Annotated in this window: 9 protein-coding genes; all 9 read right to left on the reverse strand. The window is 33.5% G+C overall.

What is annotated here, in order from left to right; genetic code table 11:
• Positions 1 to 70 precede the first annotated feature (70 nt).
• Positions 71 to 997, reverse strand: coding sequence for an aspartate carbamoyltransferase catalytic subunit (locus tag ACM55F_RS02080; protein ID WP_416852056.1), 927 nt, complete (start codon positions 995 to 997; stop codon positions 71 to 73).
• Between the two features lie 53 nt (positions 998 to 1,050).
• Positions 1,051 to 1,590, reverse strand: a complete 540-nt coding sequence (pyrR, locus tag ACM55F_RS02085; RefSeq protein WP_282716456.1) for a bifunctional pyr operon transcriptional regulator/uracil phosphoribosyltransferase PyrR — start codon at positions 1,588 to 1,590, stop codon at positions 1,051 to 1,053.
• Between the two features lie 85 nt (positions 1,591 to 1,675).
• Positions 1,676 to 2,860: a DUF418 domain-containing protein gene (locus tag ACM55F_RS02090; protein WP_416852057.1), complete on the reverse strand. Its 1,185-nt coding sequence runs from the start codon at positions 2,858 to 2,860 to the stop codon at positions 1,676 to 1,678.
• A gap of 206 nt (positions 2,861 to 3,066) precedes the next feature.
• On the reverse strand, positions 3,067 to 3,225 hold the full coding sequence (locus ACM55F_RS02095) for a hypothetical protein (protein WP_416852058.1): 159 nt from the start codon (positions 3,223 to 3,225) through the stop codon (positions 3,067 to 3,069).
• A gap of 117 nt (positions 3,226 to 3,342) precedes the next feature.
• Positions 3,343 to 4,962 carry an ABC-F family ATP-binding cassette domain-containing protein gene (locus tag ACM55F_RS02100; protein ID WP_416852059.1) on the reverse strand — a complete coding sequence of 540 codons (1,620 nt, stop codon included), beginning with the start codon at positions 4,960 to 4,962 and terminating at the stop codon, positions 3,343 to 3,345.
• 220 nt (positions 4,963 to 5,182) lie between these two features.
• Positions 5,183 to 7,210 (reverse strand): beta-N-acetylhexosaminidase, encoded by a 2,028-nt coding sequence (locus ACM55F_RS02105; protein WP_416852060.1) that lies wholly within the window; start codon positions 7,208 to 7,210, stop codon positions 5,183 to 5,185.
• Positions 7,211 to 7,239: 29 nt separating this feature from the next.
• Positions 7,240 to 9,177: a glucosamine-6-phosphate deaminase gene (gene nagB / locus ACM55F_RS02110; RefSeq protein WP_416852061.1), complete on the reverse strand. Its 1,938-nt coding sequence runs from the start codon at positions 9,175 to 9,177 to the stop codon at positions 7,240 to 7,242.
• A gap of 105 nt (positions 9,178 to 9,282) precedes the next feature.
• Positions 9,283 to 10,863 carry a RagB/SusD family nutrient uptake outer membrane protein gene (locus ACM55F_RS02115; RefSeq protein ID WP_416852062.1) on the reverse strand — a complete coding sequence of 527 codons (1,581 nt, stop codon included), beginning with the start codon at positions 10,861 to 10,863 and terminating at the stop codon, positions 9,283 to 9,285.
• A 10-nt stretch (positions 10,864 to 10,873) separates the two neighbouring features.
• Entirely contained in the window at positions 10,874 to 13,903 is a 3,030-nt protein-coding gene (locus tag ACM55F_RS02120; RefSeq protein ID WP_416852063.1) for a SusC/RagA family TonB-linked outer membrane protein, read from the reverse strand.
• Positions 13,904 to 14,055 lie beyond the last annotated feature (152 nt).

The raw sequence follows: 14,055 nt of genomic DNA on the forward strand, positions 1-14,055 counted from the left end.
TTGAGTTTCAGAGACTGCGTAGCGGCAGACAGGTTAGTATATAGCTAAGTTACTAAGTTTTTCTTTGAAATTACTGAATTTTTGAAGCCAAAAGATAAATAACTGCCATTCTAATCGCCACACCATTTTCTACTTGGTTTAAAATCACCGATTGATTCGAATCAGCTACTTCACTGGTAATTTCCACACCACGATTAATAGGTCCAGGATGCATGATTACGATTTCTTTATTGAGTGAATCCAATAGTTTTTTATCAACTCCATATTGCTGTGCATATTCTCTTGTTGAAGGAAAATAATTCACGTCCATTCTCTCGTTTTGCACACGCAACATGTTAGCTACATCGCACCATTCCAATGCTTTTCTCAAATTAGGTTCTACACTTACTCCAAGCGATTCAATATGTCTTGGAATAAGCGTTTTAGGACCGCAAACTTTTACCTCCGCACCTTGCATTTGCAAAGCATATATATTAGATAATGCCACCCTGGAGTGCAACACATCACCTACAATAACTACTTTTTTACCTGCAACTTCTCCCAGTTTTTCTCTAATCGAGTAACTGTCTAATAAAGCTTGTGTAGGATGTTCATGCGCTCCGTCACCTGCGTTTACAATACTGGCTTTTACGTTTTTGGATAAAAAATAAGCTGCGCCAGGATTTGCATGTCGCATCACTACCATGTCTACTTTCATCGAAAGTATATTATTAACAGTATCTATTAGTGTTTCTCCCTTTTTGACTGAAGATTGTGCAGCCGAAAAGCTAATAAAATCTGCAGATAAACGTTTTTGTGCTAGTTCAAAAGAGAGTTTTGTTCTGGTACTGTTTTCGAAAAAAATATTGGCAATGGTAATATCTCGTAAAGAAGGTACTTTCTTAATTGGTCGATTGATAACTTCTTTAAAATGATCGGCAGTTTCAAAAATTAAGTCAATATCATTCTTGTTGATGTATTTTATTCCTAATAAATGATTTACGCTTAATTCTTTCATTTTTTTTTACGATTATTAGTTTTTTAATAATTAGATTTCAAATAGAATGTTGTCTAACTTGTAATTAAATATACGCCATCTTCACCATCATTTTCTTTCCAACTCACTTTTACTTTTTCGTTATTTATAGCATCAACCTGTCTTCCTCTATAATCCGGTTGAATGGGTAAATTGCGACTAAAACGTCTGTCTATCAAAACCAGCAATTCTATTTCTGAAGGTCTTCCGAAGGATTGAATGGCGGTCAAAGCGGAACGAATGCTTCGTCCGGTAAATAAAACATCATCAATGAAAATAACTTTTTTATTTTCAACAATAAAATTAATCTTGGTTTTATTTGCTTCTAATGGCTTATCAGTTCTTCGAAAATCATCTCTGAAAAATGTAATATCCAAATAGCCCAATTGAATTTCAGGTGTTTGGTATTCTTTTTCTAATATTTCTTTCAAACGTTCCGCTAAAAAAACGCCTCTAGGTTGAATACCCACTAAAATAGTGTCTGAAAAATCTAAGTGTTTTTCAATTAATTGACAGGCCAAACGATGTAATATGATAGTAACTTCTTTTGCAGTAAGTAATACTTTTTGACTCATGTTAAAGTGTGTTGTTTGGTTTTACAAATATACGAATTCCACTTTATGATTTAATGATTATAAAGAGAGAAAATAATTGCACTTATTATTTACCGAATGAAATCCATGTTGCTTTGTGCCAAATATATTCTAAAGGTCCTTGCTTATGGGTTTTAAGCCACCAGGTACAAAATGATAATTGAACAATAAATAATATAATCCCTATCAATAAACAATATGTTGCCCCAGTATATTCAAAAAGGCCAAGACCATATCGATAATAAATAAAGGCCCCAATCATAGATTGCATGATGTAATTAGTCAAACTCATTTTTCCAAAAGGAACTAGCTTAGAAAGCACTTTAGTAACCGAATCCTTTTGATACAATAGAACAAATCCTGAAACGAGAACTAACATAAATGCTACGTTTGACCAAGAAGCAAATATAACCGTGAGTTTATTAGATAACGTTACTCTCGCTATAACATCTACCGTATGAGTCTTTAATACAAATAATGGTATAAATAAAATACTTGAATATAGTAATACTTTTTTCCAAAACTGTTGGTTTGCATCGGTTGCATTAAAAAGTTGTTTTCGACCCAGTAACATTCCAAACAAGAATAAAGCCGGAGCCTGAAAAAACCTTCCATTTTCCCAAGACCATAATAAAGAGGCAATTTTTCCTAATGTCAAGTTTCCAACTACGTAATCTACGAAAGAACCATTTTTCATAAAAAGTCCAATGCTTTCATAATAGGCATTAGACAAATTAGGTGGTGCAACATAATCCGGATTTAGAATATAATAAATACATCTTCCCCATTCTAAAGGTTGCAGCATCAAAATAACTGCAGTAATAAAAACAGCTTTGTTACTCCAGTTGACAACCGGTATCAATAAAAGTCCTAGAAATGCATATAAAGTTAGAATATCTCCTTGATAAAATGCAGTATTAATAAGTCCAAAAACTAATAACAACATCATACGCCAAAAAAATCGCCCTCGAAAATCATTTCCTTTTTTAGCTTGATTATCATTTTGAATGTAAAAACTAAAACCAAAAAGAAGCGCAAAAATGGCATAAGACTTTCCTCCAAAAAGAAAAAATAAAGAATCCCAAACTATTTTATCCAAAGCTACAAGCCAAATTGGAAAATTTTCCGGTAAATGATAATATTCAAAATGTTCTACATTATGAAGTAACATAATAGACATAATAGCAAAACCACGTAAGGCATCTACCACTTCTATTCTAGGAGATTTTAAATTTAAAGTAATGTTGGTCATATTTTGAATTGGATAAAAATAAGAAAATTCAAAAATATATTTTTTTTTGGATGAAAAGTAGTTTAAAAAAAATAATTCATAGTTATAAACAAACATTTTGTTATTTTTTTTTCAATAACTATAAAATTTTACAAAAAACTGCAAAAATTATATAATGAATCGTTAATCTGATTCTATACCTTTATTATGATATAAAACTTTCAAAATTAAAAAATCATGCAAAAAGAAACAACAAGATTATTGATACTTTTTATAATACTAATTTCATTTACAAGCTGCTCAGTAATAGAAGGTATATTTAAAGCCGGAATGGGTGTCGGTATTTTTATTGTAATTGCAGTAATCGCCATCGTAGTTTTTATCATAAGTAAAATCTTTGGAAGGAAGTAAACTGTACTTAATCTATTTACATTTTCAATTAGACAAAAAAATCTCCCACAAGTGCGGGAGATTTTTCTTTAATCTTTTGGACATTATTGCTTTTATACTGTGTACATCTTAACTCTCAATTCCTTTACTTTTTCATCGTCAAGGTAATCATCAAAAGTCATATAACGGTCAATCGCACCATTTGGAGTCAATTCAATAACTCTATTAGCAACCGTTTGAGAAAATTCATGATCATGAGTAGTAAAAATTACTGATCCTTTGAAGTTTTTCAATGAATTATTAAAGGCTGTAATGGACTCTAAATCCAAGTGATTCGTAGGTTCATCAAGCATTAAGACATTGGCTCTTTCCATCATCATTCGAGACAACATACAACGTACTTTTTCTCCTCCAGACAATACTCTACAAGTTTTCAACGCTTCTTCTCCAGAGAAAATCATTTTTCCAAGAAAACTACGAATATTTACCTCATCACGCTCTTCTTCTGTTTTTACCCATTGACGCAACCAATCTACAAGCGAATAATCACTTTCAAAAAACGAATGATTTTCTACTGGCAAATACGCTTGGTTTGTAGTGACTCCCCAATCATAAGTTCCTGAATCTGCTTTTTGGTTTCCATTTAAAATTTCATAGAAAGCAGTTGTAGCACGAGAATCTTTTGAGAAAAGAACGATTTTGTCGCCTTTCGCCATATTCAAATCTACTCCTTTAAACAAAACATCACCATCTATAGAAGCACTTAGATTTTGTACGTTCAAGATTTGATCTCCTGCTTCACGCTCTTGGTCAAAAATAATCGCAGGATAACGACGACTTGATGGTTTTATCTCAGAAATATTCAACTTGCTAATCATTTTTTTACGAGAAGTAGCTTGTTTTGATTTGGCCACATTCGCACTAAAACGACGAATAAATTCTTCTAATTCCTGTTTCTTTTCTTCCGCTTTTTTGTTTTGTTGAGCACGTTGTTTTGCAGCTAATTGGCTTGATTCATACCAAAAAGTATAATTACCTGAATAATGATTTATTTTACTGAAATCAATATCCGAAATATGTGTACAAACTGAATCTAAAAAGTGTCTATCGTGAGAAACTACAATTACTGTATTTTCATAGTTGGCCAAGAAGTTTTCTAACCAAGCGATAGTTTCAAAATCCAAATCATTGGTAGGCTCATCCATAATAAGTAAATCCGGATTTCCAAACAGTGCTTGTGCTAAAAGGACACGAACTTTTATCTTTCCTTCCAAATCTCCCATTAAAGTATAATGATGTTCTTCTGTAATACCAAGATTTGATAACATTGATGCGGCATCAGAATCAGCATTCCAACCGTTCATTTCTTCAAATTGAACTTGTAACTCTCCTATTCTGTCTGCATTTGAATCATTGTAATCTAAATACAAAGCATCCATTTCTTTTTTGATGGCATACAACGTTTTATTACCCATCATTACGGTCTCAAGAACGGTACTCTCATCAAACATATTATGGTTTTGGTTTAAAACCGACATACGTTTACCTGGTTCCAAATGAATATGTCCCGATGTTGGATCCATTTCACCTGCAATTATTTTAAGAAAAGTAGATTTTCCAGCACCGTTGGCTCCAATAACTCCGTATATATTACCGTGTGTGAAGGTAGTATTTACTTCGTCAAACAAAATTCGTTTGCCAAACTGAACTGATAAATTATTTACTGTTAACATGAATATTTTTTTATAAAATTTTTGCAAAAATACGAAAAAAATACTGATTTTTTTAATTCGGAAAATACATTTTTATGAATTGTAATTTGCTTAAACATTAAAGCGCTAATCAAAAAAAATCCTGACAGAATCATACCTGTCAGGATTACAATATTAATTTTCTTTAAAACAAACCATTAACCAAATAGAAAAAAACTAATATTTTATATCGATTTAGAACTTAAAGTAATTTTTTTAAACTATTGTAAACTGCTAATTCTACATCGGCATTCTTCTTAGAATTACATTGTTCCAATAAATCATTTAATACCGTTGGGTTTACCGTTTGTTTTTTCTCCATTACGAGTAACAATTGTTGTGATAAATCACTTAAACTTTTTGATAATGGCAAAAGCGGTTGCACCAGCGGAGCATTAGCACTTAAACCAATTAAATCACTATTCATAGTAATCCATTTTTTGAAAAAATTGGTTACCAAAACTTGATTTTCTTTACTTTTATTTTCTAAATAGTTTTTTACCGCAGTATCAAAATCAAAAACATCTAATGCATCGGCAGTACACGCATCCGCAAATAAGGTCAATGGAGAATGCATTCGATATTTTTTCCCTCCACCATTACGGGTATAATTTTTCAACGGTTCACAAACATTAGAAAAATCATTCAGTGCCGCAGTTTTTTGATTGTTACTAATGTTTCTTAAAATCACTTCTTTGTTTCTCAAATGCGTAATTCCTAGTTCTTCTAATCTAAAAGAAATAGTTTTTAATCTTTTGTGCAAGCTATTCATATCGATAACATTTTCATTGGACCACAACCGTTCCGCAATAGCAGCTGTTCGTGGCCAAATCCTTGAATCTATATTTACAGGCGTTGCAAGTTCACTCCACATGGCTGCTTCTCCTCCCAATATTCTGGCTTTTTCTTCCGGAGTCAGAATACTGTTTTTGGGTATCGGGTCATTCAAATAATGTTTCTCCACACCAAGCATTAAATCAATATAATAGCCATTCGATAAAACTGTTTTAAAACCACTTTTTGCTGCTTTGATTAATGATCCTCCAGAAGCAAGACCTTCATTCGTTCCTCTCCAAGCATGAATTATAGCATCTTTAGACATGTTTTCGGTCATTATTTCTTCCCAGCCCATCATTCTTTTGTTGTGCTTTTTCAACATTGGAATTAACTGCATGTTAAAATAGGTTTGCAAATCATGATTATTAGCCAGATTATATTTCTTCTTAAATTCCTGTATTTTAGGATTTGCATTCCACTCCTTCCCATTGTTTTCATCACCACCAATATGAAAATAGGCACCTGAAAATAAAGGACAAACTTCATCAAAAATTTCGCTTAGCAATTGATAGGTTTTTGGGTTTGAAGGATCTAATGTTGCATTAAAAATTCCTGAATTTCTTTGCACCTCATAGGTAACTTTCCCTTCACTTACTTTACTTCCTACTTCAGGATATGCTGCAAGGAATGCCGAAGCATGACCTGGAACATCTATTTCCGGAATAACTAAAATTCCTCTATCATCAGCATATTTTACGATGTTTTTAATTTCTTCCTGAGTATAATAATACCCATCTGAGGCCAATTCAGTCAATTTAAGATGTTTTTTCATTTCAATCCTCCATCCTTGATCGTCGGCTAAATGCCAATGAAAAACATTCATTTTCATTGAAGCCATCGCGTCCAGATTTCTTTTGATTACATCCACCGGCTGAAAATGTCTTGCACCATCAATCATTAATCCTCTCCAGGTAAACCTTGGTGAATCGGTAATTTCAACAGTAGGAAAATAATAGGCAGTACTACTATTTTGCAGTAATTGCAATAATGTCTCCAAACCATGCAACGCACCTAAATCGGATGTGGCATTGATTGTTATTTTATTGGACTCAATAGTAAGGCTATAACTTTCATCTTCATTTATTTCTATTTTTCCGTTGCGAACACAATTAATTTGCAATTCTGCTTCTGGACTTTCATTGACTTTTGTCAAAAAACTTTGCTCCAAAAACAATCCTGTTCTGCCGTCCAATCTTCGTAAAAAGCGGGTTGCTCCTATAAAAATTCTAGAATTTGGATTACCGGTAATATTTACTTTAAAATTTTTGCTTAAAGCAAAAGTACCAGCGGTCAAATTTATATTTTGAGGCCACGGCATAAGATTTAATTGTTCTTTTTGTATCTGGGCATTAGACACAAAAGCAGCAAATAGTAATATTAATATGTATTTCATATTTTTTTATCCGTTTTTAAAGGTAATTTTTAATAACTAAAACGCTTAAAAGCTTCAATAGCTTCATATTCAGCAAGACCTAAATTATCATACAATTTTGCGGTATTCTTATTGCGATCTTCAGCTCTTACCCAAAATTCTCTGGAGTCGTTCCCTTGAAACATCACCCTGTCTTTTTGAGATTGGTGGTATAAAATAGCATGTCTTTTTAACAAAACCTCATCAGGGCTCAAAGGAACTGCCATATCTATTTCGTGAATATCCCATTCATGCCAAGCACCTCTGTACAGCCACAACCAACAATCATCCATGTATTTCTCTGGCTTCAATTGTTTCATAGCAGTAAAAATGGCATTCAGACAAACTTCATGTGTACCATGTGGATCTGCTAAATCTCCTGCTGCAAAAACTTGATGCGGTTTTATTTTGGCAATAATAGCCGCAACTAAAGCTACATCTTTTTCTCCTACTGGATTTTTCTTTACTTGTCCGGTTTCATAAAAAGGCATGTCTAGAAAATGAATATTTTCATCTTTCAATCCAATGTATCTTGTGGCTGCGTAGGATTCACGGCGTCTAATTAGTCCTTTTAACTTTCTAACTTCAAGAGAATCAATTTGGTTTTCGTTTTTATTATTTAAAAAATCGATAACCTCCTTAAAATTAATTTTAGTTTCATCGGTGCCAACAAAATCGTTGCAAACTTCAGCAAATTTTAATGCTTCGTCATCAGTAACAGCTATGTTTCCAGAAGTTTGATACACTACATGAACATCATGTCCTTGTTTTATTAGTTTTGAAAAAGTTCCTCCCATAGAAATCACATCATCGTCTGGATGCGGGCTGAAAAGGATTACTCTTTTTTTAGCTGGAGTAGCTCTTTCAGGTCTATGTGTATCATCCGTATTGGGCTTCCCTCCTGGCCATCCAGTTATTGTATGTTGCAACACATTGAACATGTTTATGTTCAAATCGTAAGCTGAACCTTCCAAAGCCAAAAGATCAGACATTCCATTATTATTGTAATCTCTATCGGTTAGTTTTAAAATAGATTGGTCTGTTTTTTGGCAAAGCCAAACAATTGCTTTACTTTTTAATTCTTGAGTCCAAATGCATTCTCCAACCAACCAAGGTGTTTTAAAACGGGTTAATTCTGAAGCTGCCGATTGGTCTAAAACGAAAGTGGCATTAGTATGATTTTGCAAAAATGTAGCCGGAACTTCAGAGCTGATATCTCCTTGAATGGTTCTTTTTATAATATCGGCTTTATTTTGGCCCCAAGCCATTAGCACAATCCTTTTAGATCTTAGAATAGTTGAAACTCCCATGGTAATAGCTCTTTTAGGAACATTGTCAATACCATTAAAATCTGAGGAAGCATCTACTCTTGTAATGTGATCCAAAGTGATGATTCGAGTTCCTGAATTGATGTGAGACCCTGGCTCATTAAAGCCTACGTGACCCGTACGACCAATTCCTAATAATTGAAAATCGAGCCCACCTGCATTTTTAATATTCATTTCATAATCAATGCAATATTGATTCAACTCTTCAATAGCTACTGTTCCGTCTGGAATATGAATATTTTCAGGCTTAATATCAATATGATTAAAAAGATGCTGATGCATAAAATAATGATAGCTCTGATTGTTCTCTTTAGTCATTGGATAATATTCATCCAAATTAAAAGTGATTACATTACTAAAACTAAGTCCTTCTTTTTTATGCATTCTAACTAGTTCTTCATACACCTTTATAGGTGAAGATCCAGTAGCTAAACCAAGAACACAAGATTTATTTTCCTCTTGTTTGGATCTAATTAATTCCGCAATTTCTTGAGCTACAATTATAGAAGCTTCCGTTGAGTTTTTGAAAATTTCGTTATGAATTTTTTCAAATCTAGTTTCTTCAAATTTACCGGCACTTTTATAGCTAATGTCAGGTTTAATTTCTAAAGCACTTTTCATTTTATTTTGTTTTAATTCTAATTTATAAAGATATGCTTTTTTTAAAATGGTATAAGTAATGAGAATCACTTATACCATTTAAATTCCATTCTTTTTATTTATTTTTTAGAAGTTAGGTCCGGTAGTATCCCACCAAAGTCTAGTTCCTCCATTATCAGCTCCGCCCAGTTTAGTTAGTCCAATGGCTACACCCCCAGCATTTCCATCTTTTTCAGATTGTACAAAGTTTACCCTTCTTACACCTAAATTAGAATCAATTTTTCCGCCACTAGTATTCTTAAGAACTGGTAATAATTTTGGATATCCTGTTCTTCTGTATTCTGACCAAGCCTCTTGACCTTCCGGGAAACCGGCAATCCATTTTTGAGTAATGATTTTTTGCAACTTCACTTCATTTGTGGCAACAGCATCCCAAGCAACTGTCACATTATTTAATGCTGCACCATTATTTGCTGGAAAATTAGGATCTACATACGCTTTTGCTATTTTCACATTATCAGTGATATAAGCCGTCGCACCTGAAACTCCATGTTGATTGAAAGAAGCAGTTATACCCATTTCATACAAACTTTGCGCTGTTCCACCCATATTCCAACCTCTTAAAGCTCCTTCGGCTCTTAACAAATAAACTTCTGAAGTAGTCATTAAAACAATTTCTTTTGAATTTACAATTGGTCCGATTGCTGAAAAATCAACATGATCTGCTTTGGCAGCAATTTCTATTCCGGTACGAACTCCTTTGAACTGCCCCGGAAATTGTACTGATGTATTAAAGAAAACTGGCAACCTAGGATCAGCATAACCTCCCATTATTGATTCCATATCGGCAGACATACGTATGTCTCCCCAAGCGGCACTAATTGTAGCAATTGGATTATTGAATGTAGGCGATACTACTTTGAATAAATCATCATTTGAAGTCATCACACCAAATTTTTGAGCAATTGCTTTTTCAGCTTCTGTTTTTGCTAAAGCCGGATTCTTTTTAACAATACGCATGGCTAATCTTAGACGCAATGAATTTGCAAATTTTACCCATTTTTTATAATCTCCTTTGTAGGAAGAAAGATCAGTAGTTACAAATGTAGAAGCTTCATTTGCATCCACTCTTTTTGTTAATTCAGCAACTGCAACATCTAATTCTTTGAACATTTGATTGTAAACTTCGTCTTGAGAATCATAAGCAATTACCGGATCAGTAGTTCCAAATTTTGAATATACAATAGGACCATAAGTATCCGTAATTCTATGCATTCCTTCTACTTTCAAAATCAAAGACAGTGCATAAAATTGATCGTATTTTCCTTTTGCTTTTTGTTCTACATTGTAAGCATTAAACATTACATCTCCATAAGCAGCACCCCACGCAAAACCATTCCAGCCATCTACAAGATCGTAGGTAGTGTTATTTGTTCCTCCTCTAAAAGCAGTTCCCGTTGCCATATAACCCGACCAAATATCTCCTTGCAATCCTTGTTGCACTTGGTATTTCCATTCTGGTGTAAGAACTATTATATTGTTGAACATTGGTCCAAATGAACCTTTAATATGATTAAAATCTTGTTCTAATAATTCTGGGGTAATACCGTTTGGATTAGTATTTATTTCTTCAAAATTATCTGTACAACTCACTGCAGCAAGCAAGGAAATACAAATAGCTGTTCTTTTTATAGTATTTAATTTCATGATTTTTTGATTAGAAAGTTACGTTTAAATTAAGACCGATACTTCTTGTAGATGGCATTCCGTAAACATCAATACCTTGCAAACCTTCCCCTGTGCTTAATGAAATATTAGGATCAAATGGAGCATCTTTGTAAATAAAACCTAAATTTCTGGCAATTAATGACAAACTGGCTGTTTGTAAGAAGGGCAATCTTTTAGTATTAAAAGTATACCCTATTGAAACTTCTCTTAAACTTACATTAGTAGCATCGTATACATATTCTCCTGTTGCACCTGCTCTGCCTCCTGTTTGTTTGTAATAACTTTCAGCCGGATATTTTCCTGTATATGCAGAGCCATCAGGATAAACTGCGTTGATAGTAACTCCATCGGCATTTCTGGCATCTCCTGTAGCTTTTGATACTCCAAATTCGTCATTTACTGCTTCAGTCAAACTCATAACATTACCCCCAAATCTTCCATCGATAAGTACATTTGCAAAGAAAGAACCTAATTTAAATGAGTTAGAAAAACCTAACATAAAGTCTGGATTAGAATTTCCTACTTCTTCAAAATCTGTTTTTTGAATGGTGCCATCAGCATTTAACAGTACTCTGCCTTGAGCATCTCTTTTGATATTTACACCTTCAATAACACCATAGGGTTTACCTTGTTCTAAAACATATCGATAATTATTCACTCCAGCTTCAGTCAAAATTACTTTTCCGCCTAATTCAATTGGAATTTCCTTAACTGTATTTTTATTTTGAGAATAATTTACCGTTGCATCCCAAGAGAACTTATCGGTTTTAACAATTTTTCCGGTAACAACCGCTTCAAAACCTACGTTTTTAATACTACCTGCATTAATACCATAGTATTTTACACCAAGAGGATTCGTTAGTGGAGCAAGAATTTGTAAATATTGATGTTTAGTTTCTGAATTATAATAAGACAATTCGAATCCCAGTCTGTTATTAAACATTCTCCATTCTGTACCAATTTCAACTTCTGATTTTAATTCTGGACGCAATGACGTTCCAGGTTTTGGAGCTGCAATAGCAGGCTTATTACCTTCTGAAGTAAAACCATTAGTTGGAGAGGTAACAAAAGGAAAAATATCATTCCCTACTTGCGCATACGTGGCACGAACTTTTCCATAATTAATAAATTCTGGCAAAGTTGTCATTTCGCTAATAATAGCAGTTACACCCACAGATGGATAAAAGAAACCTGAATTATTCGTATTGACTAATGTAGAAGACCAGTCGTTTCTTGCTGCAAGATCTAAAAACAACATGTCTTTGTATCCAAAAGTAGTAGCTGCAAAAACAGATTGTACTTCTTTCGAAGAATCTAACGTTTGTAAATTTCCTGCATTGTTCACAAAATTACCCAATGTAAACCAGTTTGCTATTTGTAAACCTCCACCAATACCAGAATCCAAAGTTGTTCTTTGATTTCCTATTGTATTGGTAATACTTGTTCCTACATTAGCATTAAAACTAAAATCTTCATTGAATTTAGTATTAATTGTAGCAATCAAATCACCATAGCGTTGCGTGCTTAAAGTATTCACGTTTATGTATCTTCCGTTTGTGTGAGATAAAGTACCTTGTGTAGTGGCATATATCTTTTTATCAAAACCACTTTCGACACGATTGTAACTGTATCTTGAAGCAACACTTAACCAGTTATTTACTTTATAATCTAAAGCAATTGATCCGTTAAAAAATTGATTGGTATCTTCGGACTTATTTCTATTGATTCCCCAATATGGATTTTGAAGAATATCTCTGTTAGTCATCCAGTTTTGAACCATCATATTTCTTGAAGGATCAAAAACTTCGAAGTTCTCTTTGTAAGCATTAAAATCATTTCCCCTTGGCATCAAATAAACTCCGGTCAAAGGATTAAAATAGAGTCCGTTTACAGGTCTATTGATAACTTTTTGAGTAGTATAATTTGCATTAGCGGCAACATTCAATTTATCATTGAAAAATTTTGCAGTTTGACGAATCCCAAAATTATTCTTCTTTAAACCACTTCCTGGTATAATTCCAGATCCACTAGTGTTCGCATAAGATAAAGTAGTAGATGATATTGCCGAAGCCGAAGAAAAAGCCAATGAAGTAATCTGTGTGTTTCCAGTATCAAAGAAATCTTTCACATGGTCATTAGAAGCTCCTTTTGCTCCCCAAGTTTCTTCACCTCCTGCTACAGCAACGTATTCATTTTGAAATTTTGGCAAATATGCAGCCGACTCAAAAGTAGTTACTGACGAAGCTTTAAGATTTGATTTTCCTTCTTTTGCTTTTTTTGAAGAAAGCAAAATTACTCCATTTGCACCTTGACTTCCGTACAATACTGATGCAGCAGCTCCTTTAAGAACTGTCATACCTTCGTAATCATCAGGATTAATAAGAGACACAACATCTCCTCCATCACGGTTTCCACCAGCAGTATCTCCAAAAGCATTATTAGGTTGTCCTGAAGTTCCATTAAACAAAGGAATACCATCAATTACATAAAGCGGCTGGTTATTACTTACAGAAGAATTTCCTCTAATAACCACTTTTGTAGAGCCACCCGTACCACCAGCACTTTTTGTTACGGCAACACCAGCAATTTTACCTGCAATAGTATTAATGATATTTGCATCTTTAACACGAGTTAATTCTTCTCCTTTTAATTCTTGAGCGGAATACGTTAATGATTTTCTGGTTTTCTTGATACCAAGAGAGGTTACTACTACTTCAGTAAGTGCAGTAGAAGCAGCTTCTTTCAATTGTACTTTAATAACGCTATCATCACCCACTACAACTTTTTGAGTCTCTGATCCTAGATAAGAAATTATCAAGGTTTTTCCTTTTTGTACTTCAATAGAAAAATTACCGTCAAAATCGGTAACGGTTCCTTTTGATTCTCCTTGTACTGCAATAGATGCCCCAGGCAATGGTGAACCGACAGCATCGGTTACTGAACCCTTGACAGTTTTTACTTGAGCAAGCGTAACTTGCGAAGTAAAAATGATCATAAAGATTAAGATAATTTGTTTCATTTTTGAAAAGTTTTTGTTAGTTATGGCGTAAATTTATCTTTAAGGGTATTCTAAAAAAAATAATTTATACCAACTGTCCTTTTTTTTAAACCAACGACATAATTCCGTCAACAATACGTTTTTCAAGTACGCCTTTTATGTGTTTTTTTCAC

This window comes from Flavobacterium melibiosi (assembly GCF_048158545.1).
Lineage (GTDB): Bacteria > Bacteroidota > Bacteroidia > Flavobacteriales > Flavobacteriaceae > Flavobacterium > Flavobacterium melibiosi.

Bases quoted from the DNA above. Each gene is read 5' to 3' on its own strand.
- ACM55F_RS02080 (WP_416852056.1), bottom strand. From the start codon at position 997: ATGAAAGAATTAAGCGTAAATCATTTATTAGGAATAAAATACATCAAC.
- pyrR (WP_282716456.1), bottom strand. From the start codon at position 1,590: ATGAGTCAAAAAGTATTACTTACTGCAAAAGAAGTTACTATCATATTA.
- ACM55F_RS02090 (WP_416852057.1), bottom strand. From the start codon at position 2,860: ATGACCAACATTACTTTAAATTTAAAATCTCCTAGAATAGAAGTGGTA.
- ACM55F_RS02095 (WP_416852058.1), bottom strand. From the start codon at position 3,225: ATGATAAAAACTACGATGGCGATTACTGCAATTACAATAAAAATACCG.
- ACM55F_RS02100 (WP_416852059.1), bottom strand. From the start codon at position 4,962: ATGTTAACAGTAAATAATTTATCAGTTCAGTTTGGCAAACGAATTTTG.
- ACM55F_RS02105 (WP_416852060.1), bottom strand. From the start codon at position 7,210: ATGAAATACATATTAATATTACTATTTGCTGCTTTTGTGTCTAATGCC.
- nagB (WP_416852061.1), bottom strand. From the start codon at position 9,177: ATGAAAAGTGCTTTAGAAATTAAACCTGACATTAGCTATAAAAGTGCC.
- ACM55F_RS02115 (WP_416852062.1), bottom strand. From the start codon at position 10,863: ATGAAATTAAATACTATAAAAAGAACAGCTATTTGTATTTCCTTGCTT.
- ACM55F_RS02120 (WP_416852063.1), bottom strand. From the start codon at position 13,903: ATGAAACAAATTATCTTAATCTTTATGATCATTTTTACTTCGCAAGTT.